This window comes from Promicromonospora sp. MS192 (assembly GCF_049532985.1).
Classification (GTDB): domain Bacteria; phylum Actinomycetota; class Actinomycetes; order Actinomycetales; family Cellulomonadaceae; genus Promicromonospora.
Genome location: NZ_CP186693.1, coordinates 969,625 through 994,744, shown reverse-complemented (window position 1 = coordinate 994,744; position 25,120 = coordinate 969,625). Strand labels below are relative to the sequence as shown.

General features: G+C 72.2%; 21 protein-coding genes. 10 read left to right on the top strand and 11 right to left on the bottom strand.

Annotation, left to right across the window (positions count from 1 at the left end; all coding sequences use genetic code 11):
- Position 1: 1 nt before the first annotated feature.
- Entirely contained in the window at positions 2-1,552 is a 1,551-nt protein-coding gene (locus tag ACO229_RS04470) for a carboxyl transferase domain-containing protein (RefSeq protein WP_423463931.1), read from the bottom strand.
- A gap of 62 nt (positions 1,553-1,614) precedes the next feature.
- A complete protein-coding gene (locus ACO229_RS04465; RefSeq protein WP_397413773.1) occupies positions 1,615-2,439 on the bottom strand; it encodes a helix-turn-helix domain-containing protein in 825 nt (274 codons plus the stop codon).
- 108 nt (positions 2,440-2,547) lie between these two features.
- Between ACO229_RS04465 and melA the strand changes: the two genes are divergently transcribed.
- The 5 genes from melA to ACO229_RS04440 all read left to right on the top strand — a co-directional run bounded on the left by melA (position 2,548) and on the right by ACO229_RS04440 (position 7,626).
- Complete coding sequence (melA, locus tag ACO229_RS04460; protein ID WP_397430535.1) at positions 2,548-3,921, top strand: alpha-galactosidase; 1,374 nt, start codon at positions 2,548-2,550, stop codon at positions 3,919-3,921.
- Positions 3,922-4,014: 93 nt separating this feature from the next.
- On the top strand, positions 4,015-5,313 hold the full coding sequence (locus tag ACO229_RS04455; RefSeq protein ID WP_397413777.1) for an ABC transporter substrate-binding protein: 1,299 nt from the start codon (positions 4,015-4,017) through the stop codon (positions 5,311-5,313).
- Positions 5,297-6,196, top strand: coding sequence for a carbohydrate ABC transporter permease (locus ACO229_RS04450; protein ID WP_397430537.1), 900 nt, complete (start codon positions 5,297-5,299; stop codon positions 6,194-6,196). Before ACO229_RS04455 ends, ACO229_RS04450 begins: the two co-directional genes overlap by 17 nt.
- Positions 6,193-7,029 (top strand): carbohydrate ABC transporter permease, encoded by an 837-nt coding sequence (locus tag ACO229_RS04445; RefSeq protein WP_397413781.1) that lies wholly within the window; start codon positions 6,193-6,195, stop codon positions 7,027-7,029. Before ACO229_RS04450 ends, ACO229_RS04445 begins: the two co-directional genes overlap by 4 nt.
- A gap of 27 nt (positions 7,030-7,056) precedes the next feature.
- Positions 7,057-7,626, top strand: coding sequence for a TetR/AcrR family transcriptional regulator (locus ACO229_RS04440; RefSeq protein WP_423463930.1), 570 nt, complete (start codon positions 7,057-7,059; stop codon positions 7,624-7,626).
- Between the two features lie 60 nt (positions 7,627-7,686).
- Here the strand turns inward: ACO229_RS04440 and ACO229_RS04435 are convergent, their stop codons facing one another.
- Positions 7,687-8,862: an acyl-CoA dehydrogenase family protein gene (locus ACO229_RS04435; RefSeq protein WP_397430539.1), complete on the bottom strand. Its 1,176-nt coding sequence runs from the start codon at positions 8,860-8,862 to the stop codon at positions 7,687-7,689.
- A 108-nt stretch (positions 8,863-8,970) separates the two neighbouring features.
- On the opposite strand from ACO229_RS04435, the gene ACO229_RS04430 reads away from it, so the two are divergent.
- Together ACO229_RS04430 and ACO229_RS04425 are read left to right on the top strand one after the other, a co-directional pair.
- On the top strand, positions 8,971-9,741 hold the full coding sequence (locus ACO229_RS04430) for an enoyl-CoA hydratase-related protein (RefSeq protein ID WP_423463929.1): 771 nt from the start codon (positions 8,971-8,973) through the stop codon (positions 9,739-9,741).
- A 14-nt stretch (positions 9,742-9,755) separates the two neighbouring features.
- Positions 9,756-10,568, top strand: coding sequence for a TrmH family RNA methyltransferase (locus tag ACO229_RS04425; protein WP_423463928.1), 813 nt, complete (start codon positions 9,756-9,758; stop codon positions 10,566-10,568).
- A gap of 6 nt (positions 10,569-10,574) precedes the next feature.
- Here the strand turns inward: ACO229_RS04425 and ACO229_RS04420 are convergent, their stop codons facing one another.
- The 6 genes from ACO229_RS04420 to ACO229_RS04395 form a co-directional block, all read right to left on the bottom strand.
- Positions 10,575-11,738 carry a GNAT family N-acetyltransferase gene (locus ACO229_RS04420; RefSeq protein ID WP_423463926.1) on the bottom strand — a complete coding sequence of 388 codons (1,164 nt, stop codon included), beginning with the start codon at positions 11,736-11,738 and terminating at the stop codon, positions 10,575-10,577.
- Positions 11,739-12,560: 822 nt separating this feature from the next.
- Positions 12,561-13,673 (bottom strand): adenosine deaminase family protein, encoded by a 1,113-nt coding sequence (locus tag ACO229_RS04415; RefSeq protein WP_423463924.1) that lies wholly within the window; start codon positions 13,671-13,673, stop codon positions 12,561-12,563.
- Between the two features lie 29 nt (positions 13,674-13,702).
- Positions 13,703-14,800 (bottom strand): extracellular solute-binding protein, encoded by a 1,098-nt coding sequence (locus ACO229_RS04410; RefSeq protein WP_423463923.1) that lies wholly within the window; start codon positions 14,798-14,800, stop codon positions 13,703-13,705.
- Positions 14,797-15,852 (bottom strand): ABC transporter ATP-binding protein, encoded by a 1,056-nt coding sequence (locus ACO229_RS04405; protein WP_423463921.1) that lies wholly within the window; start codon positions 15,850-15,852, stop codon positions 14,797-14,799. The genes ACO229_RS04410 and ACO229_RS04405 overlap by 4 nt, the downstream gene beginning before the upstream one ends.
- A complete protein-coding gene (locus ACO229_RS04400; protein ID WP_423463920.1) occupies positions 15,849-16,658 on the bottom strand; it encodes an ABC transporter permease in 810 nt (269 codons plus the stop codon). The genes ACO229_RS04405 and ACO229_RS04400 overlap by 4 nt, the downstream gene beginning before the upstream one ends.
- The gene (locus tag ACO229_RS04395; RefSeq protein ID WP_423463919.1) at positions 16,655-17,476 is read right to left on the bottom strand and encodes an ABC transporter permease; all 822 of its coding nucleotides are present in this window, start codon (positions 17,474-17,476) and stop codon (positions 16,655-16,657) included. Before ACO229_RS04395 ends, ACO229_RS04400 begins: the two co-directional genes overlap by 4 nt.
- A gap of 160 nt (positions 17,477-17,636) precedes the next feature.
- Here ACO229_RS04395 and ACO229_RS04390 point away from each other — a divergent pair, with 160 nt between their 5' ends.
- Positions 17,637-18,578, top strand: coding sequence for a LacI family DNA-binding transcriptional regulator (locus ACO229_RS04390; protein ID WP_397418842.1), 942 nt, complete (start codon positions 17,637-17,639; stop codon positions 18,576-18,578).
- 24 nt (positions 18,579-18,602) lie between these two features.
- On the opposite strand, the gene ACO229_RS04385 is transcribed toward ACO229_RS04390, so the two are convergent.
- On the bottom strand, positions 18,603-19,382 hold the full coding sequence (locus tag ACO229_RS04385; RefSeq protein ID WP_423463918.1) for an SDR family NAD(P)-dependent oxidoreductase: 780 nt from the start codon (positions 19,380-19,382) through the stop codon (positions 18,603-18,605).
- Between the two features lie 140 nt (positions 19,383-19,522).
- Between ACO229_RS04385 and metH the strand changes: the two genes are divergently transcribed.
- Together metH and ACO229_RS04375 are read left to right on the top strand one after the other, a co-directional pair.
- Positions 19,523-23,053 carry a methionine synthase gene (gene metH, locus ACO229_RS04380; protein ID WP_423465261.1) on the top strand — a complete coding sequence of 1,177 codons (3,531 nt, stop codon included), beginning with the start codon at positions 19,523-19,525 and terminating at the stop codon, positions 23,051-23,053.
- Positions 23,054-23,438: 385 nt separating this feature from the next.
- Positions 23,439-23,972, top strand: a complete 534-nt coding sequence (locus ACO229_RS04375; protein ID WP_423463917.1) for a hypothetical protein — start codon at positions 23,439-23,441, stop codon at positions 23,970-23,972.
- 866 nt (positions 23,973-24,838) lie between these two features.
- On the opposite strand, the gene ACO229_RS04370 is transcribed toward ACO229_RS04375, so the two are convergent.
- Entirely contained in the window at positions 24,839-25,054 is a 216-nt protein-coding gene (locus ACO229_RS04370; protein WP_423463916.1) for a helix-turn-helix domain-containing protein, read from the bottom strand.
- Positions 25,055-25,120 lie beyond the last annotated feature (66 nt).

Genomic DNA, 25,120 nt, shown 5'->3' with positions numbered 1-25,120 from the left:
ATCACATCCGGAAGATGCCGTAGGAGGGCTCGGCGATCGGCGCGTTCGCGGCGGCGGCGAGGCCGAGGGCGAGCACGCGGCGGGTGTCGGCGGGGTCGATCACGCCGTCGTCCCAGAGGCGGGCGGTGGCGTAGTACGGGTTGCCCTGCGTCTCGTACCGGGCACGGATCGGTTCCTTGAACGCCTCGACGTCCTCGGGCGCGAGGTCGCGGCGCACCGTGGCGAGCACGGACGCCGCCTGCTCCCCGCCCATGACGGAGATGCGGGCGCCGGGCCACATCCACAGGAACCGCGGGTCGTAGGCGCGCCCGCTCATGCCGTAGTTGCCGGCACCGAAGGAGCCGCCGAGCACCACCGTGAACCGGGGCACCGAGGTACAGGCGACGGCGGTGACGAGCTTGGCGCCGTCCTTGGCGATGCCGCGGTGCTCGTACTCCTTGCCGACCATGAACCCGGCGATGTTCTGCAGGAACACGAGCGGGATGCGCCGTTGGTCGCAGAGCTGCACGAAGTGGGCGCCCTTGAGGGCCGACTCGGAGAACAGGATGCCGTTGTTGGCCACGATGCCCACCTGGTAGCCGTCGATCCGCGCGAAGGCGCAGACCAGCGTCTCGCCGTAGCGGGCCTTGAACTCGACCAGCCGCGAGCCGTCGACGATCCGCCGGATCACGTCCCGCACGTCGTAGGGCGTGCGCGGGTCGGCGGGCACGTCGTAGAGGCCGTCGGGGTCCAGCTCGGGTTCCTCCGGTGGCTCGCGGTCCAGGCTCGGCGGACCGGCGGTGGTGGTCGCGACGATCTCGCGGACGATGCGCAGCGCGTGGGCGTCGTCGTCGGCGAGGTGGTCCGCGACGCCCGACGTCGTGGTGTGCACCAGGCCGCCGCCGAGCTCCTCGGCGGTGACCACCTCGCCCGTGGCGGCCTGCACCAGCGGCGGGCCGCCGAGGAAGATGGTGCCCTGGTCGCGCACGATGACGGCCTCGTCGCTCATCGCGGGCACGTAGGCGCCGCCGGCGGTGCAGGAGCCCATGACGGCGGCGACCTGCGGGATGCCGCGGGCGGACAGGTTGGCCTGGTTGTAGAAGATGCGCCCGAAGTGATCCCGGTCGGGGAACACCTCGTCCTGCATCGGCAGGTAGGCGCCGCCGGAGTCCACGAGGTAGACGCAGGGCAGGTGGTTCTCCGCCGCGACCTGCTGGGCGCGCAGGTGCTTCTTGACCGTCATCGGGTAGTAGGTGCCGCCCTTGACGGTGGCGTCGTTGGCCACCACCACGCACTCGCGGCCGGCGATCCGGCCGACGCCGGTGACGATGCCCGCGCTGGGCACCGCCCACTCGTCGCCGTACATGTCGTAGGCGGCCAGCGCCCCGATCTCCAGGAATGCCGACCCGGCGTCCAGCAGCCGGTCGACCCGGTCGCGCGCGAGCAGCTTGCCGCGCGACGTGTGCTTCTCGCGGGCGGCGGGCGAACCGCCCTCCCGCACGCGCGCCATGCGCTCGCGCAGCTGCGCGGTCAGGGTGCGCAGATCGGTTCCAACGCCCGTGTCGGTGGCCATGTGCCGCAGCATAGCCCGCCGGTTAACGATCGTTAACCCCTGACGCGCCCGGCGGTCCGCGCTCAGCGGAAGCTGCGCCGGTAGTCCCCCGGCGCCACGCCGCACACCTGCCGGAACGTCTCGTAGAAGCTGCTCTGCGCCGTGAACCCCGCCAGGTGCGCGATCTCGGCCGCTGTGCGGTCCGAGGTGAGCAGCAGCCGCTGCGCCTCGGCGACCCGGCACCGCGCGATGTACGCGCCGACCGTGGTGCCCACGACCCGCCGGAAGAGCGTCATCGCGTGGCTGGGGCTCAGGTGCACGGCGCGGGCCACGTCGGCCGCCGTGATCGGCGAGCGGTAGTGCTCGGCCACGAACTGGGCCATCGCCGCGGCGCGCCCGGCCGGGCCCGACCGTGGCACGGGCCCTGGCTCCTCCCGCGTGGCCCCGGTGAGGGCGCGGCGCACGAACGCCTGCGCCTCCAGCATGACCACGGTGTCCTGCCCGCCGTCCAGCACGTCCCGGCACCACGTCGCGAACAGCGCGGCGACGTCGCGCACCAGCGCCTCGGAGGGCACCACCACGGGCCGCGCGTGCAGCAGCACCGCGAGCTGCTCGGTGGGCAGGGCCCAGCTCAGCACCTCCGTCAGCGGGATGTGCACCCAGGACACGTCGGTGGGCGTGGCGGCCGGATCGACGAGCTGGTGCGGCGTGCCACCCCAGAACAGCGCCACCTCGCCCGCCTCGACCCGCAGGTGCGACCCGCCGAAGAGGTATTCCAGGCGCCCGGTGTGCACGAGGTTGAGCTCCAGGTCGTCGTGCCGGTGCGGGCGCGGCATCACCGGCGGCGCCCCGTGGCGCACCCACAGGGCGGGTTCGGCCAGCTCTACCTCGTCGTCCGCGAGCGCCATGGGCGGGAGCATAGGGGTGCCGACGCCGGGGCGCAGACCGAAGGATCCCGGAGAGCCGGGGCACGCAGCCGGAGGACTCACCGCCATCCTCGCCCCTAGCGTCGCAGCATGGCTTCCTCACCCAAGATCACCATCATCGGCGCCGGTGGCTTCGTCTTCCCGTTCCGCCTCGTCGGCGACCTGCTCAGCTTCCCGGCGCTCCAGGGCGCCACGCTCAGCCTCATGGACCTCGACGCCGCACGCCTGGACCGGGTGGCGTCCGCGACGCGCGAGCTCGTGGCGCACCACGGCCTGCCGACCGTGGTCGAGCAGACCACCGACCGCCGCGAGGCCCTGCGCGACGCGGACTTCGTGATCATCACGTTCCAGGTGGGCGGCGTGGAGTCCTACCGGCACGACGTCGAGATCCCGCGCCGCTACGGCGTCGACCAGACGGTGGGCGACACCGTGGGGCCGGGCGGCGTGTTCCGGTTCCTGCGCTCGGTGACCGCCTACCAGGACATCGCCGCGGACGCCCTGGAGCTGTGCCCCGGCGCGCAGTTCATCAACTACGCCAACCCGATGGCCATGGCCACGGCGTACCTCAACGCGCTGGGGCTGCGCACGGTGGGACTGTGCCACAGCGTGCAGGGCACCACCCGCATGCTGGCGCGCACGCTCGGCGTGCCGTACGAGGAGGTCACCTACCGCTGCGCCGGCATCAACCACCAGGCGTGGGTGCTGGAGTTCCGGCACGGCGCCGAGGACCTGTACCCGCGGCTGCGCGAGGTGATGACGCAGCGGCACCGGCGCGGCCGCGCCGCTGCCGACCTGGTGGCCGACGACGGCGACCACTCCGAGGCAGCGCTGGCAGCCAGCACCTACGAGGGCGGCAACGAGCAGGTGCGCACCACGCTGATGAACCACTTCGGCTACTTCGAGACGGAGTCCAGCCACCACGCCTCGGAGTACGTGCCGTGGTTCCGCAAGGACGACGCCACGACGAAGGAGTACCTGCCGGAGCGCTGGGACTACTACGAGATCTGCGCCGCGCACGACGAGCAGGGCGACGTGGACGAGCAGCTCGCCCGCCTCAAGGCGGACCTGAGCCCGTCGGTGGAGTACGGGGCCTCGATCGTCAACGCGGTGGTCACGGGTGTGCCCGCCGTCGTGTACGGCAACGTGCCGAACGCGGGCCGCGTGGTGACCAACCTGCCGGACGACGCGTGCGTCGAGGTGGCGTGCCTGGTGGACGCGAACGGGGTGCAGCCCACCAGCGTGGGCGACCTGCCGCCGCAGCTCGCGGCGATCAACCGCACCAACGTGAACGTGCAGACGCTGGCGGTGCGGGCGGCTCTGACGGGTGACGTCGCGCACGTGCACCACGCCGTGGCGCTGGACCCGCTGACGTCGGCGCACTGCACGCTGGAGCAGGTCCGCGCGATGACCGAGGAGCTCCTGGCGGCGCACGCGGCGCTGCTGCCGGCGGCGCTCACGCGCTGAGCACGCCACGGTGTCCCGGGCGACGGAGCCCGGGACACCGCTCACGAGCCCGCACGGCGCGGGCCGCACCACCCTCGACGGAGAGGAGACGACATGCCGACGCACCCTGCGCGCGGGCGGAGACTGTCCCGGCGCGCGTTCATCGCGGTCGCGGGGATCAGCGTGGCGGGCGCCCTGGCGGCCTGCTCCGGCGCCCCGACGGCGACCAGGCACCTGCGGCTGTCCTCGTGGAACATCCCGCTCGACCTCGAGTCCTACCAGGCGATCGCCGACGAGTTCGTGGCGGCGCACCCGGGCACGAGCGTGGCGGTGGAGGTGACGACCGGCCAGTTCCACCAGTGGTTCATCACGCGGCTGGCGGCCGGGCTCGCGCCCGACATCATCCGCATCACCCCGCAGCAGATCGGCCGGTACGCCGCCAACGGCAGCCTCGTGGACCTCACGGGGGCCGTGCCGGCGGACTACCGGGACGACTACTCGGAGCCGTTCTGGGCGATCGGCGCCCGGGAGGACGGCCTGTACGGCGTCTTCCAGCACACGGACAACTTCATCACCTACTACCACCGGGGCGTGCTGGAGCAGATCGGCGTGACCCCGCCGTCGTCCCTCGACGACGCGTGGCACTGGGACGAGTTCCTCGAGATCGCGCGCGAGGCGCGCGCCGTGACCGGCGGGTACGGCTTCGGCTACGGCTGGGGCGGCGCCGAGACGGCGTACCGGTGGTTGCCGATCGTCTACCAGAACGGCGGCACCTTTCTCGGGGAGGACGGCGAGACGCCGTCCATGGACAGCGCCGAGGCCGTCGGCGCCCTGGAGTTCGGACGCCGGTGGTACGCCGAGGGGCTGGTGTCGCCGGCGAACATGAGCAAGTCCGGGGGCGGGGCGGTGGGCCGCGACCTCTTCCTGACCGGCCAGATCGGGCTCCTGCTCGACAACCCGGAGTCGATCGCGCCGCTGGACGAGGGCCTGCCCGACGAGTGGGGCACCGCGCCCATGATCCGCAACACCGGCGAGGCGTCGGACCTGGGCGGCAACGCGCTGGCGGTCACCAGGTCCAGCAAGCATCCCGAGCTGGCGGCCGAGCTGGTCGCGTACATCACGAGCCGGGCCAACGTGGTCGAGTTCTGCCGGCGAGGCAACTGGCTGCCCGCCCGGTCCTCCCTGGACGCCGCCGACATCGGCTACGACCGCCACGCCGGCACCATGCAGCAGTTCATCGACCAGGCGACCACCATCCCGCTGTCGATGGTGCGCGCGGAGTCCGGTCCGTACTTCAGCTCGCTGAACTCGGTGTTCGCCGACTACCTCGACCTGTGCTTCCTCGGCGAGCTGACCCCCGCCGAGTGCGGCGCCCAGATGACGGAGGCGATGCGCAGTGTCACCACGCGATGAGGCCCCGGCCCCGCCCCGGCGACGGCCCCGCTGGGCGCCGTACGTCTTCGTCGGCCCGGCCGCCCTGCTCTTCCTGGCCTTCTCGCTGCTGCCGATCGTCATCGCCGTGGCCCTGTCCTTCCAGGACACCGCCACGCTCGGCGACGGCGAGTGGGTCGGCGCCGCGAACTACCGCACCATGGTGGGCGACCCGCTGCTGCGCACCGCGCTGCTGAACACCCTGGTGTTCACGGTGGGCACGGTGCCCACGGCGATGGCGATCGGCCTGGGCCTGGCCGTCGCCCTCAACCGCCCGCTGCCGGGGCGCGGCCTGCTGCGCGCGCTGTTCTTCGTGCCGATGATCGCTGCGGGCGTCGTGGTCGGCGTCATCATGTCGTGGATCTTCAACCCCGACTACGGCGTCGCGAACAACGCGCTGGCCGCGCTCGGCCTGGCGGGCCTGCCCTGGCTGACGTCGCCGCGGACGGCGATGTTCACCCTGGTCGCCGTGGTGGTCTGGACCCGCATCGGGTTCTGCATGGTGATCTACCTCGGCGCGCTCCAGTCCATCCCCGCCGAGCTGCGCGAGGCCGCCGCGATCGACGGCGCGAGCGGGTGGCAGCGGTTCCGGCGGCTCACGGTGCCGATGCTGGCGCCGACCACGTCGATCCTGCTGATCCTCAACGTGGTGTTCTCGCTGCAGGCGTTCGACGTCATCTACGTGATGACGGGCGGCGGCCCCGGGTTCTCCACGACCGTGCTGATCCAGTACGTGTTCCGGTCGGCGTTCGCGGACGCGCGGATGGGGTACGCGGCGGCGCTCGGCCTGCTGCTCGTGCTCATCCTGCTGGTCTTCACCCTGCTGCGGCACCGCGCCACGAAGCGAGCGGAGGAGCTCCTGTGACCCTGACCAGCAGACGACGCGCCCGGCGCTGGCTGCTCACGGCCGGCCTGACCGCCGTCGCGACCGTCGTGGTGTTCCCGCTGTACTGGATGGTGGTGTCCGCGCTCACGCCGGGCGGCCAGTCGCAGAGCAGCGAGTTCTACCTGTGGCCCGACGCGCCGACGACCGGGAACTTCACCGAGGTGTTCGCCCAGCAGCCCGTGTGGCACTGGCTCGGCAACTCCTTCTTCGTGGCCGCCGTCGGCACGGCGCTGTCGGTCTGCGTCTCGCTCGGCGCCGGCTACGCCCTGGCCAAGTACCGGTTCCGCGGGCGCGGCGCGCTGTACACGGCGTTCCTGGTGACCATCATGATCCCGATCCAGGTCACGCTCGTGCCCGCGTTCCTCGTCACGGCCCGCCTGGGGCTCGTGGACTCGCCGTGGGCCGTGATCCTGCCGACCCTGTTCGACGTGGTGGGCATCTTCATCGCCCGGCAGTTCATGCTCGGCGTGCCGGACGCGCTCGTCGAGGCCGCGCGCCTGGACGGCGCCGGGGAGCTGCGCACGTTCGTCCGCGTCGTGCTGCCGACCTGCTGGCCGCTGGTGGGCGTGCTGGTGATCCTCGGGTTCATGAACCGGTGGAACGACTTCCTGTGGCCGCTGGTGGTGCTCCAGGGCAACGAGAGCCTGACCGTGCCGGTCGGGCTGTCGACCCTGACCAGCAACCCGGCGTTCACCTCGCCCTGGGGTGCGGTGATGGCGGTGGCCACGGTCGCCGTCGTGCCGCTGCTCGTCGTGTTCCTCGTGTTCCAGCGGACGTTCGTCCAGGGCATCGCGAGCACGGGGATCAAGTGAGGCGCCCGCGCTCCTAGACTGCTTCCCGTGACCCCGCGCAGGCAGCAGATCCTGAGCACGGCGGCCGACCTGTTCGCGGCCCGCGGCTTCCACGGCGTCTCCATGGGAGACATCGGCGCAGCCGTCGGCGTCTCCGGTCCGGCGCTCTACAAGCACTTCGCGGGCAAGGAGGACATCCTCGGCCAGTGCCTGCTGCACGCCTCGGACCAGCTCCTGGCGGGCGCACGGGAGCTGCTGTCCGACGCCGGCGCGCCGGCGGGTGCAGGACCCGAAGGGGCCCTGCGCGCCCTGATCACGCGGCACGCGGACTTCGCGCTCGACAATCCCGCGCTCATCGTGATCCAGGAGCGCGAGTGGGGCGCGCTGGGCACCGAGGCCCGCGCGCAGGTGCGCAAGCACCAGCTCGCCTACATCGACGTCTGGACCGACGCGCTGCGCCCCCTGCGCCCGGACCTGTCCGCGCCGGAGGCCCGCGCCGCGGTCCAGGCGGCGTTCGGCCTCCTGAACTCGACCCCGCACAGCGCCCGCATCGGCCGTGGGACGATGCACGCCCTCCTGACGAACATGGCCTTCTCCGCCCTGTCCGGCGATCGTTGAGTGCCGGGCATCCGTTGCCTCGATCCGTCCCGAGACAACGGATACCCAGCACTCAGCGGGTCATTCGACCGGGAGGCCCAGGCCTCTTGCGATGAGCATGCGTTGGAGCTCTGACGTGCCCTCGCCGATCTCCAGGACCTTCGCGTCGCGGTAGAAGCGGGCGATCGGGCCGTCCTCCATGACGCCGTAGCCGCCGAAGACCTGCGCCGCGATGCGCGTGGCCGTCACCGCCGACTCCGTGGCGTAGAGCTTGGCGACCGAGGACGCCCGGCGGAACTCGTCCAGCGGGGCGCCGGAGTCCTTCAGCGCCGCCGCCCGGAAGGTGAGGGCCCGGCTCGCCTGGAGCATGACCTCGATGTCGGCGATCTGGAACGCGACCCCCTGCTTGCGGCCGATCGGCCCGCCGAACGTGGGGCGCACGCCGGCGTGCTCGACGGTGAGCTCCAGCATCGCCTGGATGCAGCCGGTCGCGAGCGCCGCCACGGCCACGCGCCCGGTGTTGAGGCAGGTCATGAGCTGCTTGAACCCGTTGCCGCGCTGCCCCAGCAGGTTGGCCTCGGGCACGCGCACGTCCTCGAAGCGCAGCGGGTGGGTGTCGCAGGCGCGCCAGCTCATCTTGTCGTGCAGGGGTTCGACGACGTACCCCGGGGTGTCGGTCGGCACCACGATGGCACTGAGCTCGGGGCTGCCGTCCGGTGTGGTGCCCGTGCGCGCCGCGACGGTGCAGACGCTGGTGACGGGCGTGCCGGAGTTGGTGATGAACTGCTTGGCGCCGTTGATCACCCACTCGCCGCCGGACAGCTCGGCGGTGGTGGCCATGGCGTTGGCGTCGCTGCCCGCGCCCGGTTCGGTGAGGCCGAACGCGCCGAGCGTGCGGCCGGCCACGAGGTCGGGCAGCCAGGTCTCCTTCTGCTCGTCGGTCCCGTAGGCCAGCAGCGTGCCGACGCCGAGGCCGACGCCGGCCCCGAGCGTGATGCCGACGGACTGGTCCACGCGGCCGATCTCCTCGACGGCGATGGCGAGGCCGGTGAGCCCGAGGTCGGACCCTCCGTACTCCTCCGGGGCGGTCAGGCCGAACAGGCCCAGCTCCCCCATCTGGTGCACCACCTCGACGGGCAGACGGTTGTCCCTGTCCCATCGGGCGATGTGGGGCGCGATCTCGCGGTCGGCGAAGTCCCGGACCGCGTCCCGGAGCTTGGTGTGCTCCGGGTTCTCTGGTGGATGCATGTTGCGCATGTCACAGAGGTTAACCACCATTAACCCCAGTACGCCATACTCGACGCGCACGGATCAGCGCACGGATCAGCGCACGGACCCACGCACGGCCCGCAGGAGGATTCCCCGATGCCCACCCAGACCCTCGTCACCTACGAGGTCGCCGACGTCCGGCCGACCGGCGACCCCGCCGCGTCGTACGCCCGGATCACCCTCGACGGGCCCCGCCGCAACGCGCTGTCCGCCGCGCTGCTCGACCAGCTCGGCGCGGCCCTGGACCGCGCCGCGCACGACGACGTCCGCGCCGTCCTCCTGGCCGCGAACGGCCCCGCGTTCTGCTCCGGGGCCGACCTGACCGAGGCGCTGGCCGACGGCATGGCCGCTTCCGCCCGGCGGCTGGCCGGCGTGCTGCGCGCGATCCTCGCCCTGCCGCTCCCGGTGGTGGCCCGCGTGCACGGGCCGGTGCGGGCGGGCGGCATCGGGCTGGTCGCCGCGTGCGACGTCGCGGTCAGCGCCGACACCCTCACCTACGCGTTCACGGAGGCCCGGCTGGGGCTCGCGCCGTCCGTCATCTCGCTGGCGGTGCTGCCACGGATGACGCCGCGGGCGGCGTCGCGCACGTTCCTCACGGGGGCACCGTTCACGGCGGCCGAGGCCGCCGCCGGCGGGCTGGTCACCGCCGCCGTGCCCGCCGAGAGCCTCGACGTCGAGGTCGCCGACGTGCTCGGCGGCCTCGCGGCGGGCGACCCCCAGGGCCTGGCCGCGACCAAGGCGCTGCTCAACGCCGACGCGCTGGCCCGCTTCGACACGCACGTGGACGACGCCGTCATGACGTCGGCCGCGCTGTTCGCCTCGGAGCCCGCCCGTGCCGCCATGGAGAGGCTGCTGAAGCGCCGGTGATGTTTGGATAGGGCGTGGCCACCCGCATCTCCTCGCGCAACGCGCGCTTCCAGCAGCTCCAGACCCTCCTGTCCAACCGCAACAAGCGGCACCGCGCCGGGGAGTTCCTGGTCCAGGGCGTGCGCCCGCTCACCATGGCGGTCGAGCACGGCTGGGCGGTGCGCGCCCTGCTGTACGACGGCGACCGCCGGCTCTCGCAGTGGGCCCGGGACCTGCTCGCGGCCCACCCCGACGTCGAGCACGTGCGCATGGCGCCCGACCTGCTGGCGGAGCTGGCCGAGAAGGACGAGGCGGAGCTGCTCGCCGTGGTCGCGATGCGGCCCGACGACCTGGACCGCATCCCGGCCGCGCCGGACTTCCTCGGCGTCGTGTTCGACCGGCCGGCGCAGCCGGGCAACATCGGCGCCGTGGTGCGGTCGGCGGACGCGTTCGGCGCGCACGGCGTGATCACCACGGGCCATGCCGCCGACCCCTACGACCCGAAGGCCGTGCGGGCCACCACCGGGTCGTTCTTCGCCACGCCGGTGGTGCGCGCGCCGTCCACGGCCGAGGTCATGGCGTGGGTCGAGGGGCGGCGCGCCGCCGGGCTGCCCGTGGTCGTCGCCGCGACGGACGAGCACGGCGACGCCGACGTGTCCGGCTTCGACCTCACCCAGCCGGTCCTCCTGCTGGTCGGCAGCGAGACCGCGGGCCTGACCCGCGCGTGGCTGGACGCCGCCGACGTGACGCTCAGCATCCCGATGACGGGTTCGGCCAGCTCGCTCAACGCGGCGAACGCCGCCACGGTGGTGCTGTACGAGGCCCGGCGGCAGCGCCTGGCGCGGTAGGACGGGTCAGAGCTCGATCGAGAGCATCCGGGAGCCCGTGGTCTTCGCGTAGCCCAGGCTGGCGTACAGCCCGTGGGCGCCGCTCGGGTTGGCGGTGTCGACGTCGAGCGCCGCGTACTGCATGCCGTCGGCCGCGAACGCCCGCATCCCGGCGGCGAGCGCCGCGAGCGCGATCTTGCGGCCCCGGTAAGCGCGCCGGGCGCCGAGGATGTCGGTGTACCCGAACGAGTACCCGCGCACGGCGAAGTCCTCCGGGTACCGGCCGGCGAGCTGGTAGCCCACCACCAGCGGCTCCCCGGCACGCAGTGCGGCGGCGGTCTCGGCGTCGGTGTCGGGCGAGGCGAGCAGCGCGTCGACGTCGGGCGCGTCGTCGACCACGACGAACGACCACTCGGGCGCGAAGCCGGCGCGCTGCGCCCACTGCCCCGGCGTCTGGGGCTGGCTGCCCCAGTGGTCACGGAAGGCGTCGTTGTGCGCGAGGCGGGTGGCGTCGTCCAGGTCGGCCGACCACGGCACGAGCCGCAGCGCCCCGTCCAGCGCGACCTCCGGGACGGGCGTCGCGTCCGGGCCGGTCAGCGGGCGGGCCAGGTCGGAGTAGTAGCGGCGCGGGGTCATCCCGGCGCGCTCGTACAGGCGGTGCTTGGAGGCGGGCGCGTTGTCCTCGGCGAAGACCGCGATGCGGGCGGGCACGTCCTTGCCCGACGCCGCGAGCTTCTGCCGCCCGCGGCCGATCGCCCAGGCCAGCAGCTCCCGGCCGATGCCCTCTCCGCGCCGGTCCGGGTGCACCCCGCCCCAGGTGAAGGCACGCACCTCCGTGACGTCGCCCGGCGGGCACTCGACCTGCGCCCAGGCGACGAGCGCGCCGTCGTCCGCGGGCGAGGTGGAGAACCCGAGCAGGGAGTCGGCGGCCATGTCGCGCCACGCGCCGTCGAACAGCTCCTCGATCTCGTCCAGGGTCTCGACGTACGGCTCGGCGTCGGCCCGGGCGATGTGGTTGCGCAGCAGGAGCCACGCGGGTGCGTCCTCACGGGTGGCGGGACGCCAGGTCAGGTTGCCGGCCGTCGGGATCGCGAGCGTCGCCGGCGCGGCGGCACGCTCGGCGATGGGGGTGGGTGCGGACTCGGACACCGGGTCGGGGACGGCTGAGGGGGCGGACGTGCTCGTGGACATACGGTCACGCTAGGCGAGTGCACGGTGGCGGGCACGGGAATTTGCGGGTGATCGGCCGGGAGCGGGGCTGCGGCGGGACGGGAGGGTGGCTGGGGTGGGGGTCTGTAATCGGGTTCGTGCGGCGGGTTCGTGCGGCGGCTTCGTGCGGCGGGTTCGTGCGGCAGCTCCGCAGAGCAGCTCCGTACAGCAGCTCTGTGCGGCAGCTCTCTGCGGCAGCTCCGCACACCGGCTCCATACACCGGCTCCGTACAGCAGTTTCGTGAGGCGGCTCGTGCGGGTGTTGCGGGCCGTCGTCGTTCGGGCGGCAGTCCTGTCCGCGCAGCAGTCCCTGCCCGGCAGATCTGCCCGGCAGATCTGTCTGTCAGATCCGTCTGTCAGATCCGTCTGTCAGATCCGTCTGTCAGATCCGTCTGTCAGATCCAGGCGGCAGATCCGGGCGGCAGATTGGTGCGGCAGATCCAGGCGGCAGATCCGGGCGGCAGATTGGTGCGGCAGATCCGGGCGGCAGATCCGGGCGGCAGCCCCGAGTGCTGAGGGGTCACCAAGTCGGCAGTTTGCACCTTCCCGACCACGAGGTCGGTCCGTTGCACCGAGATCGGCCCGTTAATGGACCGATCTCGGTGCAACGGACCGACCTCGACGAGCAGCGCCCAGCAACGGACCGACCCCAACCACCACTGCCCAGCAACAGACCGAACCCGAAGCGGCTGGAACCGGCAACAGACCGACCCAAAGCAACAGGACCCAGCAACAGACCGAACCGAAGCAACCAAAACCACCAACAAGCACCAGGCCACCAGAAGACCCAGATCGAGCCCGCCCTCAGCGCCCCGGCGCCGCCCCCAGCCCGAAGAGCTCGTCGAGCTCCCTGGCGACCCGCTCGCGCAGCCCGGCCTTCTCCGCCGGCGGGAGCCAGCAGGCCTCGACACCGGCCAGCGCCATCGCCCGCAGCCGCTCCTGCGGCACCGCGAGGTCGTCGGCGAGGATGCGGTACTCCCCCGCCAGCGTGGTGGGGAACATGCCCGGGTCGTCGGAGGCGGGGATCACGTTCAGCCCCGCGTCCAGCATCGCGGCGATGGAGGCCCGGCGCCACGGCCGCCACGAGCGCCGCGACGTCGTGGAGATCACCGTGAACGGCACCTGCTCGTCGCGCACCCGCGCCACGACGTCGTCGTCCTGCAGCACGAAGTAGCCGTGGTCGATGCGGTCGCAGCCGAGCACGTCCAGGCAGGTGATCGTGTTGACCGCGACGGGGGCGTGCTCGGACGAGTGCGCCGTGCGGCCCAGGCCCGCCGCACCGGCGAGCCGGTAGGCCGCCGCGAAGCGCTCGGGCGGCCCCGCCGTCTCCAGGTTGTCCAGGCCGATGCCCGCCACGTACTCGTGCGGGTTGTCGACCACGGTGCGGACGCGCTCCAGCGCGTCCTCGCCGGAGCCGGACCGGTCGATCGCGGCGATGAGCCGGCCCGACATGCCGAAGTCGCGCTCCGCCATGCGGATGCCCTCGGCGTACGCCTCGACCGCGCCGAGGTAGCCCAGGGAGGCCAGGTGCTCGGGCACGGCGTCGAAGGACACCTCGAGGTGGCGTGTCGCGCTCGTGCGGTGCGCCGCCTCGAACGCCTCGTACGTGATGCGGGTCAGGTCGTCGGCGTCGCGCAGCACCTGGGTCACCCAGCGGGAGGCCTGGAACAGCGAGTAGGAGACCTCGGGCTCGTCGGCGCTGCGGCCCTGCGGCACGGGGACGCGCGTGTCGCGGTACAGGTCCGGGTCCGGCGGCAGGGAGTTGATGTCCGCGTAGATGCGCTCGGGCTCGGCCGGCAGGTCGAGGCCCTCGCGCCGGGCCAGCTCCGCGAAGGTGCTCGCCCGGACCGTGCCGATGAGGTGGCAGTGCAGGTCGACCTTGGGCATGCGGTCCAGCACGGTCAGGTCAGTGCTCATGTCAGTGCTCGTCATGGTTCGCGGCCCCGTCAGCCGGCCGTCACCTCACGGGCGAACCGGTCCACCCACTCGCCGCGCGTGGGCACCAGCTCCGCCGGGTCGAGCGTCGCGTAGCCGGCGGCGACCGGGTCGGCCGCGATGTCGCCGACCACTGCCGAGATGGAGTCCGGGACGGTCGCCTCGGGGTTGACCGGCAGGTCGCCCACGAGCTCGGCGGACTTCGTCTGCGCCTCGGCCGAGAGTAGGTAGTCGATGAACTGGTGGGCGCCGTCGACGTTCGGGGCGCCCGCGGGGATCATGGCGCGGTTGGTGGCCATGTACCGGCCGGTGGCCGGCGGCGTCCACGCGAAGGGCTCGCCCGAGGCGACCAGGTCGGTCGCGAAGCCGCTCAGGGAGTCGGCGGCGACGATCTCGCCCTGCGTGAGCAGGTTCGTCACCTCGGTGGACGACGAGTAGAACTGCAGGATGCCCGGCGCCCAGCCGCCGATGGTGTCCAGCGCGGTGTCGATGTCGTACGGCCCGTCGCCGTACGTCTCGCCGACGCCCGAGATCATGAGCTGGCCGGCCGTGACCGAGATGTCGGGCAGCGCGAGGCTCCCGGCGTGCGCGGCGTCGCCGTACAGGTCCCAGTCGGCGGCCTCCTCGGCCGTCAGGGCCTCGGTCGAGTAGATGGTCCCGTTGAGCTGGTAGCTGTAGGCGGGCCCGGCGTAGGAGTCCTCCAGCGCGAAGTCGGCGACGTCGTCCAGGGCGGGCACGTTGGCGGCGTCGACCTGCTGGAACAGGTCGGTCTCCTGGCCCAGCGCGGCGTAGTAGTCGGAGAGCAGCATGACGTCGATGCCGGAGCTGTCGCCCGCCACCTGGAGCTGCGAGAGCCGGTCGGCGTTCGAGCCGGTCTCCACCTCGACCTTGATCCCGGTCTCGGCGGTGAAGGGGTCGATCACGGCCTCCTGGAACTCCTCGACGCCGAACGGGAACGTGGACACGACGATGGTGTCCTCGGCCGCGGCGTCGTCCCCGGCGGAGCAGCCGGAGGCGAGCAGGGCGGTGGCCGCGAGGCCGGCGGCGACGGCCGCGGAGCGGCGGACGGTCGGGGCCGCGAGGCGGCGGACGGGCACGGCGTGGGTCATGAGATTCCTTCGGTTGCGGGTTCGGCGGTCAGCGGGGCAAGCCGCGCCGTGGGAGCGAGCAGGCGGACCCGGTCGCCGGGGGTCGGGGCCGGTCCGGCCCCGGCAGCGGTGTGGTCGGCACGGTGGTCGGCGACCAGGCGCACGGTGGTACCGGCCGGGTCGGTGGCCTCGCAGGTCACGAGCACGTCGACGCCGCGGTAGGCGACGTCGCGCACGACGGCGTCCAGCACGACGGCGTCGTCGGCCTGCCCGTCCAGCGGGGTGTCCGCGGGGACGACGCGCAGGTGCTCGGGGCGGACGGCGGCCTCGCGGCCGTCGGCCAGGGTCAGGAAGTTCTCGTAGCCGAGGAACTCGGCGACGAACCTGTCGGCCGGCGCGGGGAAGACGTCACGGGGCGCGCCCGTCTGCACGACCTTGCCGGCGCGCATCAGCACCATCTCGTCGGACATCTCCAGGGCCTCGTCCTGGTCGTGCGTGACCAGGACGACCGTGAGCCCGGTCTCCGACTGGATGCGGCGGATCTCGGCGCGCATCTGCACGCGCAGCCGCGCGTCCAGGTTGGACAGCGGCTCGTCCAGGAGCAGCAGCCTGGGCCGGATGGCGACGGCGCGGGCCAGCGCGACCCGCTGCTGCTGCCCGCCCGAGAGCTGCTTGGGCTTGCGGTCGCCCAGGTGCCCCAGGCCCACGAGCTCCAGCGCCTCGGCCGCCCGGCGGCGCCGCTCGGATGCCGGCACCTTGCGCATCGTCAGGCCGTACGCCACGTTGTCCGCGACCGTCAGGTGCGGGAACAGCGCGTACGACTGGAACACCATGCCCAGGTCGCGCTTCTCCGGCGGCGTGCGCGTCGCGTCCTGGCCGTCGATCAGGATGCGGCCCGACGTCGGCGTCGCGTACCCGGCGAGCATCCGCAGCGTGGTGGTCTTGCCGCAGCCGCTGGGGCCCAGCAGCGTGGTCAGGCGGCCGCGCGGGATGCGCAGGTCGATCGAGTCGACGGCGGTGAAGCTGCCGAACCGCTGGGAGACGCCGACCAGCTCGGCGGCGGGGGTGGTCATCGGTTGATCCCTCCGAAGATCTTGGCGAAGCCGACCGTGCGCTCGGCGACCACGGCGACGACGACCGTCGCGGCGAGCACGAGCGTGGAGGCGGCGGCCACCATCGGGTCGTAGCTCTGCTGGACGTAGTCGAGCATCGTGACGGGCAGCGTCCGGAAGTCGCGGGTCTGCAGCAGCAGCGACAGCGGCACGTTGTTGAACGAGGTGACGAAGCCGAGCAGCCCCGCCGAGATGAGGCCCGGCCGCAGCATCGGCAGGGTGACGGTGACGAACGCCCTGACCGGCGACGCGCCCAGGCCGCGGGCCGCCTCCTCCAGGGCCGGGTCGGCCAGCGCGAGCGAGGCCCCGGTGACGCGGACGGCGTACGGCAGCAGCAGGGCGGTGTGGCCCAGCAGCAGGGTGGTGAAGTTGTCCAGGTGCAGGCCGATCATGAGCTGCTGGTACAGCGCCAGTCCCACGACCAGCTCCGGCACCACCAGCGGCGACAGGAACAGGCCCTCCAGCAGGCCCTTGCCGGGAATCTTCCCGCGGTGGATCGCGAGCGTGACCGGCACGCCGAGCACCAGCGCCAGCGCCGTGGCCAGCACGGCGAGCTCCAGGCTGGAGACCACGGCCTCCATGAACGGCGAGTAGGCCAGCGCCTCGCCGAACCAGCGCAGGGACAGGCCCTCGGGCGGGAAGCGCAGCGTGCTCCCGGCTGTGAAGGCCGTGGCCACGACGAACAGGATGGGCACGATCATGACCACGTAGCCCGCGACGGCGAGCGTGCCCGCCACGGGGTGACGCAGCTTCAGGCTCCGGCTCACGAGGTGGCCCCCTTCCGGCCCACCAGCGCCGAGATCCCGGAGACCAGGAAGACCAGCACCGTCATGACGATCGCGGTGGCCGACGCCGCGGCCCAGTCCACGGTGACGCTCGCGTAGGAGAAGAGCTGGGTCGACAGCATGCGCTGGCTGGACCCGCCCAGCAGGTACGGCGTGGTGTACGCCGTCACCGACCCCGCGAAGACGAGCGTCGCGGCGACCACGATGCCCGGCAGCGACAGCGGCACCAGGATGGTCCAGAAGGACCGGGTGCGGCTGGCGCCCAGACCCCGGGCCGCCTCGTCGAGGCCGGGGTCGACCTGCGCGACGGCGGAGTAGCACGTGATGACCGCCAGCGGCAGGAACAGCTGGACCAGGCCCAGCACGATCGCCAGCTCGGTGTACAGGAGCTGGGGCGCCTTCTCGACGATGCCCAGCCCGGTCAGGAGCTGGCCGACGACGCCGTTGGAGCCGAGCACCACGAGCCAGCCGAAGGTGCGCACCACGTTGCTCAGCAGCAGCGGGAAGATCGCCAGCGCGAGCAGCACGCCCGCCCACCGGGACTGCGAGCGGGCCAGCAGCGAGGCGATCGGGAACCCGAGGACCACGCACAGCGCGGTGACGATCAGACCGATGCGCACGGTGCGCCAGATGATCCCGAGGTCGTAGGGGTCGGTCAGCATCGCGCCCATGCGCTCGATCACCTGGGCGAACGTCACGCCGGGTGGCGCGAAGAGCATCGCGACCGCCGGCAGCAGGAACCCGACGAGCAGGAACGCGAGCCCCGGCAGGAGCAGCAGAAGTGTGGAACGTGCTCGCACGAGCCGTCTTTCGTTGATGGAACCGGTTCCATCGGACCCTAAGGCATGACGGGCGCCTCTCCTGCAATCGCGCGTTAACTTCCTGTTACGGCACCGGACAGCGTGGGCGGAAACGGTTGCATCGTCCGTCTAGAGTGTCCCCACCGACAAAGGAGGTACGGTGCCTGATCTGTCCGACGTCGCCGCGGTGGCCGGCGTCTCCAAGGCGACCGCGTCCCGCGCCCTCAACGGGAGCGGCCTGGTGGCCCCCGAGACCGCCGTCAAGGTCGTCGCGGCCGCCGCCCGCCTGGGCTACGTGCCCAACCGGGCCGCCCGCGAGCTGGCCCGCGGGCGCAGCGGCATCATCGCGATCGTGGTGCCGACGCTGGACAACACCTTCTTCACCCCGATCATCGCGGGCGCCCAGGCGCGCGCCGAGGAGGCCGGCCTCCAGCTCACCGTGGCCGTGCACGCGCTGGACTCCGCGGCCGCCGTCGACCGGCTCGCACGCCAGGTCGACGGGTTCCTCGTCGTCGCCCCGCGGGGCACGGACACACTCGTCGCGAGCGCCGGCGCCGCCAAGCCCGCGGTGCTGGTGGACCGTGAGATCGACGGCATGACGTCGGTCGTCGCCGACACCGCCTCGGCCTTCGGCACCCTGACCAGGCGGCTCGCCGCCGAGGGCCACGAGCGCATCGTCTACGTGGGCGGGCCCGAGGGGTCGTGGCAGGACCGGCAGCGCACCGCCGCCGTGCGGGACGCCGCCCGCGAGGCCGGGGCGGAGCTGACCGTGCTCGGCCCCCGGCCGGCGACGTTCGTGGCGGGGGTCGAGGTGACGCCCGCGGTCGTCGAGACGGGCGCGACCGCGGTCGTCCCCTACGCGACGTCGATCGGGCTGGGCCTGCTGCTCGCGCTGGGCACGCGCGGCGTCGAGGTGCCGCGTGACCTGGTGGTGAGCACCGAGCCCACGGTCATCGAGGCCCTCGGCCTGGAGCACACCCCCGCGATCGACGTGGACGGCGAGGAGCTGGGCCGCACCGCGATGGACCTGCTGGCGCGGCAGCTCGACGGGCAGGACGAGCCCGGCCGCCAGGTCAGGCTGCCGGTGCCGGTGCGGGGCTGAGCCCTCGGCCGAGCGCGGGTCAGGTCAGTGGACCGAGAACCCGCCGTCCACGAACAGCGAGTGCCCCGTGACGTAGCGGGAGGACTCGCTCGCGAGGAAGACGGCGGCGCCCGCGAAGTCCTCGGGCAGCCCGTTGCGGCCCACCGTGGTGCGGGCGGCGAGCGCGGTGATCTTCTCGGCGTCGTCCTGCAGCCGCTGGTTCAGGGGCGTCAGCACGAACCCGGGCACGAGGGTGTTGGCGGTGACGCCGCGCGCGGACCAGGCCTCGGACTGGGAGCGGGCCAGGGACTCCAGGCCACCCTTGGAGACGCCGTAGACGCCGCTGTCGACGAACGAGCGGTGGGCCTGCTGGGAGGAGATGTGGATGAGCCGGCCGTAGCCACGCTCGGCCATCCCGGGTGCGAAGCGCTGGCCCAGCAGGAACGGGGCCTCCAGGTTGACGGTCAGGGTGAGGTCCCAGATCGCCTCGTCGATCCGGTCCATCTGGGGGCGCAGGTTGATGCCGGCGCTGTTGACGACGATGTCGGGTTCGCCGGCGGCCGCGACGATCGCGTCGGCGGCGGCGTGGATGCCCTCTCGTGTACCGAGGTCGGCCACCACCGTCTCGACGGCGCAGCCGCGTGCGCGCAGGCCGGCGGCGACCTCGGCCAGGCGGTCGGCGCCGCGGGCCAGGAGCACGGTGCGGGCGCCCGCCTGGGCGAGGGCCTCGGCGATGGCCCGGCCGATGCCGGAGCTGCCGCCGGTCACCACTGCGGTGCGGCCCTGAAGCGAGAACAGGGTGGCGAGGTAGTCGTGCGTGGTCATGCCGGGACAGTACCTGCCCGGTACCGACTGCCGGGCGCACGCGGCGTCGGCGGCGGGGCAAGGCTTACGCTGCCCGGGTGACCGCACTCCCCGCCGCCCTGCCCGCGCTCGCCGAGCGTTCCGCCGCCCTGCTGGACGCGATGCGCACGCGCGTGGTCGTGGCCGACGGCGCCATGGGCACCATGATCCAGGCGGCCAACCCGACCCTGGCGGACTACCAGGGCCTGGAGGGCTGCAACGAGATCCTCACGGTCTCGCGGCCGGACATCATCGCGGGCGTGCACGACGGGTTCCTGGCCGTGGGTGTGGACGCGATCGAGTCCAACACGTTCGGGGCCAACTGGTCGAACCTGTCGGACTACGGCATCGACGACCGCATCCGCGAGCTGGCCCGGGCGGGCGCGGCCGTGGCCCGGGAGCGTGCCGACGCGTACACCACGCCGGACAGGCCGCGCTGGGTGCTCGGCTCCATGGGCCCGGGCACCAAGCTGCCGTCGCTCGGGCACACCACGTACGCGCACCTGCGGGACACCTTCGCCGAGCAGGCGGCCGGCCTGATCGAGGGCGGCGCCGACGCGTTGCTGATCGAGACCAGCCAGGACCTGCTGCAGGCCAAGGCCGCGGTGACGGGCTGCCGGCAGGCGATGGCGGAGACCGGGCAGCGGGTGGCGGTCATCGTGTCGGTGACGGTGGAGACCACCGGGACCATGCTGATGGGCTCGGAGATCGGCGCGGCGCTGGTGGCGCTGCAGGCGCTGGGCATCGACGCGATCGGCATGAACTGCGCCACCGGCCCCGACCAGATGAGCGAGCACCTGCGGCACCTGTCGCAGCACGCGGAGGTGCCCGTGGCATGCATGCCGAACGCGGGCCTGCCGGTGCTCGGGCCGGACGGCGCCTCCTACCCCCTGACGCCGGAGGAGCTGGCCGCGGCGCACACGCAGTTCGCGCGCGAGTTCGGCCTGGGCCTGGTGGGCGGCTGCTGCGGCACGACGCCGGAGCACATGCGGCTCGTGGTCGAGGCGGTGGGCGGCGCCCCCGTGACCGAGCGGGAGCCGGTGCGGGAGAACGCCGTCGCCTCGCTGTACTCCGCCACGGACCTGCGGCAGGAGACGAGCTTCCTCGCGATCGGCGAGCGCACCAACGCCAACGGCTCCAAAGCGTTCCGGGAGGCGATGCTGGAGGGCCGGTGGGACGACGTCGTGGACATCGCCCGCGCCCAGACCCGCGACGGCGCGCACCTGCTGGACGTGTGCGTGGACTACGTGGGGCGCGACGGCGTGGCGGACGTCCGGGACGTCGTCTCCCGCCTCGCCTCCGCGAGCACCCTGCCGCTGGTGATCGACTCCACGGAGCCCGCCGTGATCCGGGCGGGCCTGGAGCTGCTGGGCGGTCGTGGCGTGGTCAACTCGGTGAACTTCGAGGACGGCGACGGGCCGAGCTCCCGGTTCGCGCGGATCATGCCGGCGGTCGTGGAGCACGGCGCCGCCGTCGTCGCCCTGACGATCGACGAGGAGGGGCAGGCCCGCACCGCCGACGGCAAGGTGGCCATCGCCTCCCGGCTGATCGACACCCTGGTGGGCGACTGGGGCATGCGGGTGGACGACATCATCGTCGACGCCCTGACCTTCCCCATCGCCACGGGTCAGGAGGAGACGCGGCGCGACGCCATCGAGACCATCGAGGCGATCCGGCGGATCACGCGGAAGTACCCCGGCGTGCACACCACGCTCGGCGTCTCGAACGTGTCGTTCGGGCTCAACCCGGCGGCCCGTGCGGTGCTGAACTCGGTGTTCCTGCACGAGGCCGTGGAGGCCGGGCTGGACTCGGCGATCGTGCACGCGGCCAAGATCCTGCCGCTGGCCTCGATCCCCGACGAGCAGCGGCGCGTCGCGCTGGACCTGGTGTGGGACCGGCGCGAGTGGGACGCCGAGGGCAACCTGACGTACGACCCGCTGGCCACGCTGCTGGACCTGTTCGAGGGCGTGGACGCCGGTGCGATCCGCGACGCGCGCGCCGCCGAGCTCCTGGCGCTGCCGGTGGGCGAGCGGCTGGCGCGGCGCATCGTCGACGGCGCGCGCAAGGGCCTGGAGCCGGACATCGAGGAGGCGCTCGGCGCCGGGATGAAGGCCCTGGACATCGTCAACGACCACCTGCTGGAGGGCATGAAGGTGGTGGGCGACCTGTTCGGGCGGGGCGAGATGCAGCTCCCGTTCGTGCTGCAGTCGGCGGAGGTGATGAAGGCCGCCGTCGCGCTGCTGGAGCCGCACATGGAGCGTCTTGAGGGCGACTCGGGGTCCAAGGGCACTATCGTCCTGGCCACGGTGCGCGGCGACGTGCACGACATCGGCAAGAACCTCGTGGACATCATCCTGACGAACAACGGCTACACGGTGGTGAACATCGGCATCAAGCAGCCGGTGAGCGCCATGATCGACGCCGCGATCGAGCACGACGCCGACGTGATCGGCATGTCCGGGCTGCTCGTGAAGTCGACCGTGGTGATGAAGGAGAACCTGGAGGAGCTGGCCTCGCGCGGGTTCGAGAAGCGCTGGCCGGTGCTGCTGGGCGGAGCGGCCCTGACCAGGACGTACGTGGAGGACGACCTCGCCTCGCAGTTCCCCGGCGTGGTGCGGTACGCGAAGGACGCGTTCGAGGGGCTGCGGCTCATGGAGCCGCTGGTGCGGGTCGCGCGGGGTGCGTCCCCGGACGACGTCGGGCTGCCGGCGCTGCGCAAGCGGCGGCACGGCGTGGTGAAGGTGACCGAGACCCCGGTGGAGGCGCTGCCCGCACGGTCCGACGTCGCCGCCGACAACCCGGTGCCCGACCCGCCGCTCTGGGGGACGCGCATCGTCAAGGGCGTACAGCTCTCGGAGTACGCGGCGTTCCTGGACGAGCGGGCCACGTTCATGGGCCAGTGGGGGCTCAAGCCGGGGCGATCGGAGGACGGGGCCTCCTACGAGGAGCTGGTCGAGACCGAGGGCCGGCCACGGCTGGCGGAGTGGCTCGACCGCATCCTCACGGACCAGATCATGGACCCGACGGTGGTGTACGGGTACTTCCCGGTGTGGTCGGAGGGCGACTCCGTCGTGGTGGCCCACCACGGGGACCTGGCAGGGATCGGGGCTCCCGACGGCGGGTCCGGAAGTGCCGTGGGGACGGAACGCCTGCGGTTCACCTTCCCGCGGCAGCGCCGCGACCGGCACCTGTGCCTGGCCGACTTCGTCCGGCCGCGATCGTGGGTCGAGGAGACCGGGCGGTTCGACGTGCTGCCGGTGCAGCTCGTGACGGTGGGAGACACGGTGTCGGCGCACACCGCGAAGCTGTTCGAGGCGAACAAGTACCGGGAGTACATGGAGCTGCACGGGCTGTCGGTGCAGCTCACCGAGGCGCTGGCGGAGTTCTGGCACGCGCGGGTGCGCGCCGAGCTCGGGTTCGCCGCCGAGGAACCCGCCGGGGTCGAGGGGATGTTCAAGCTGGAGTACCGGGGGGCGCGGTTCTCGCTCGGGTATCCCGCGTGCCCCGACATGGAGGACCGGCACAAGGTGGTGGAGCTGCTGCGGCCGGAGCGGGTGGGGGTGACTCTCTCCGATGAGCTGCAGCTGCATCCGGAGCAGTCGACGGATGCGTTCGTGTTCCATCACCCGGAGGCGAAGTACTTCTCCGTGTGACTTCCGGGGTGGTGGCCGTCCGACCTGGTCAAGCCCGTTCTGGCTGGTCAGAGCCTCGGACGGATCACCGAGCCTCCCGTGTCCAGACGTCGCTGGACGTCCCTGAGCGTGCCATGGATGTGCCGCGATCACGGCCTCCAAGCGCGGAGCTCCCTCTGACCAGCGCGGATACGCCGAAGCGTGGCACGAATTGCATGTTGACCTGGGGCTTCGCCACGCGCCGGACGACGGGCGACAGTTCCGGCCAGGCCGTCACGCTCGGCACCTCGCGTGGCTCGGCATGGACTGGCGTTGTCGATGGACCGTCATCGTTGGCGGCGGGTGGTAGGCGCAACCGGGCCGTGCGTGGGTCCGGGCGGCACAACGCAACCAGCAAGCCTTCGCCATGTGGGTTGACCACGCCACGCACACCACGGCATCAGCAGCCCTGACTGCAGGCGCTGAAGCGTCCTTCGCGATCGCGTCCAAGACCGAGCGCTGGGACTCCGGGCTGGAGACGGCGACTCAGGTGCTGCAGCAGCTCGGGCCGCGCCTCGAAGTCGGCGTCATCCGACTCACGCGGCCCTTCGCGAGCACCTGGTCAGCTTTGAACTCCACACCACCAACCCCGCCCGGCAGGATCGCCTCGGTCAACGACATCCGTCTGGCGCGCGAGTACGCCCTGGACGCCTACGGAACCCAGGTCCTGACCGGACACCACCTCCAACGCGTCCACGACCTGTCCGACTGGACCATCACAGACCTGGGCAACGACCGTCACCTGGTCCAGCACCCCTACCCAGAAGCCTGGTACGCCAACGACACACCAGCCCCCGAGATCCTGTCAGCAGCGCGCCGCGACTTCGGCGACCTCATCATCACCGATGAGATCTACCGTGCGTTCATGACCGAGGAGATAGCTCATCAGCAACAGCACTAACCACGCACGGGACTACCGGCATGGACCGCGCGTGCGCGACGACGTTCTCCGCCCCGGGTCCCACCGCGGCTGGTAGTGGCAAGTGCGCACTTCATCGACAGGCGAGCATGGCTCCAGGCCGAACCCCTGCCGAAGCCGGCGCGCTTGGTGAGCCAGGCCGCGCCGGAGACGAACCCACACCGCGCGAGCTGGTTGACGTAGACGCCCGGTGGGACTGCTGCATAGCCTCGTGTTTGGCCTCTGAGACGCGCGATGCGGCGCCGTGTGGGCTGATGGCCTGTTGGAACGGCGCGGACCCCTACATCATCAACGTCACCTAGCCGTGCAGCAGTCCCCGCTCCAGCACGGCATCGGCACGAGCGTCGTCAGGAGCGGCGAACCCATGCAGAGTCGCAGCGCCCCTGGCCCTTCGGCTTCGAGGCTTCGGCCCCGAGGAACGATCCCAGAGCCGTTAGGCCACATTCGTACCTGGGGGCCTCACCCTGATTGAGTGCCTCCTGCATCTCGGCGAGGTCCGCATTGATCCGCTTCGGCTTGAGCCGACCGCGCAGACGAGCGGCTACCTGGTTCACCCCCACGATGTCCGCGGGGAACGAGCGGAATCTCCTCGGCTCCAGGTAGCTCTCGCATCTCCTTGAGCGAGGTACCGCGATGGGCAGCAAGGCTCGCTTCTCGCACGAGCTGCCGGGCACGCGAGCGCTGGGCCTCGTCCTGAGCGCCAGGGTGTAACCAGACACCAGCCAGGTACAGGAGAAGTCCACGGTAACCACGCGTTGCCTCCGGGCCGACATGAGGAACCGCTTCCTGGAGCTCCTTGCTGGCACCGGTCCAGTCACCTCCGAATGCCCGTTGCCACGCCTCAACCTCTAGCGAGGCAGCCTTCCCGGCGCCTCGCGCACGAACGGCGGCACGCGGACCGCTAACTCCGCCGCGGCAACCTGCCGAGACACCGCCGACTGCGTGTACCCGAGCAGGTCGGCGGCCGCGGTGAACGACCGGTCCCTGCGACGGCGTGCACAACGCGAAGTGCGGTCATCGTGAGATCTGCCATGGGCCCACCTTGAGCCATGCGGGAAAGGCATGTCTGCTGTGCCAAGGAGTCGCTGGTGTCATATCTCGGTCGCGAGCACCATGGAGGGGCATGCAGA

Excerpts from the sequence above, each read along its gene's own strand:
- ACO229_RS04465 (WP_397413773.1), bottom strand. The coding sequence starts at position 2,439 with ATGGCGCTCGCGGACGACGAGGTAGAGCTGGCCGAACCCGCCCTGTGG.
- ACO229_RS04410 (WP_423463923.1), bottom strand. The coding sequence starts at position 14,800 with ATGACCCACGCCGTGCCCGTCCGCCGCCTCGCGGCCCCGACCGTCCGC.
- melA (WP_397430535.1), top strand. The coding sequence starts at position 2,548 with ATGGCTTCCTCACCCAAGATCACCATCATCGGCGCCGGTGGCTTCGTC.
- ACO229_RS04375 (WP_423463917.1), top strand. The coding sequence starts at position 23,439 with ATGTGGGTTGACCACGCCACGCACACCACGGCATCAGCAGCCCTGACT.
- ACO229_RS04435 (WP_397430539.1), bottom strand. The coding sequence starts at position 8,862 with ATGCGCAACATGCATCCACCAGAGAACCCGGAGCACACCAAGCTCCGG.
- ACO229_RS04420 (WP_423463926.1), bottom strand. The coding sequence starts at position 11,738 with ATGTCCACGAGCACGTCCGCCCCCTCAGCCGTCCCCGACCCGGTGTCC.
- ACO229_RS04385 (WP_423463918.1), bottom strand. The coding sequence starts at position 19,382 with ATGACCACGCACGACTACCTCGCCACCCTGTTCTCGCTTCAGGGCCGC.
- ACO229_RS04470 (WP_423463931.1), bottom strand. The coding sequence starts at position 1,552 with ATGGCCACCGACACGGGCGTTGGAACCGATCTGCGCACCCTGACCGCG.
- ACO229_RS04370 (WP_423463916.1), bottom strand. The coding sequence starts at position 25,054 with ATGCCTTTCCCGCATGGCTCAAGGTGGGCCCATGGCAGATCTCACGAT.
- ACO229_RS04415 (WP_423463924.1), bottom strand. The coding sequence starts at position 13,673 with ATGAGCACTGACCTGACCGTGCTGGACCGCATGCCCAAGGTCGACCTG.
- ACO229_RS04455 (WP_397413777.1), top strand. The coding sequence starts at position 4,015 with ATGCCGACGCACCCTGCGCGCGGGCGGAGACTGTCCCGGCGCGCGTTC.
- ACO229_RS04430 (WP_423463929.1), top strand. The coding sequence starts at position 8,971 with ATGCCCACCCAGACCCTCGTCACCTACGAGGTCGCCGACGTCCGGCCG.
- metH (WP_423465261.1), top strand. The coding sequence starts at position 19,523 with ATGCGCACGCGCGTGGTCGTGGCCGACGGCGCCATGGGCACCATGATC.
- ACO229_RS04405 (WP_423463921.1), bottom strand. The coding sequence starts at position 15,852 with ATGACCACCCCCGCCGCCGAGCTGGTCGGCGTCTCCCAGCGGTTCGGC.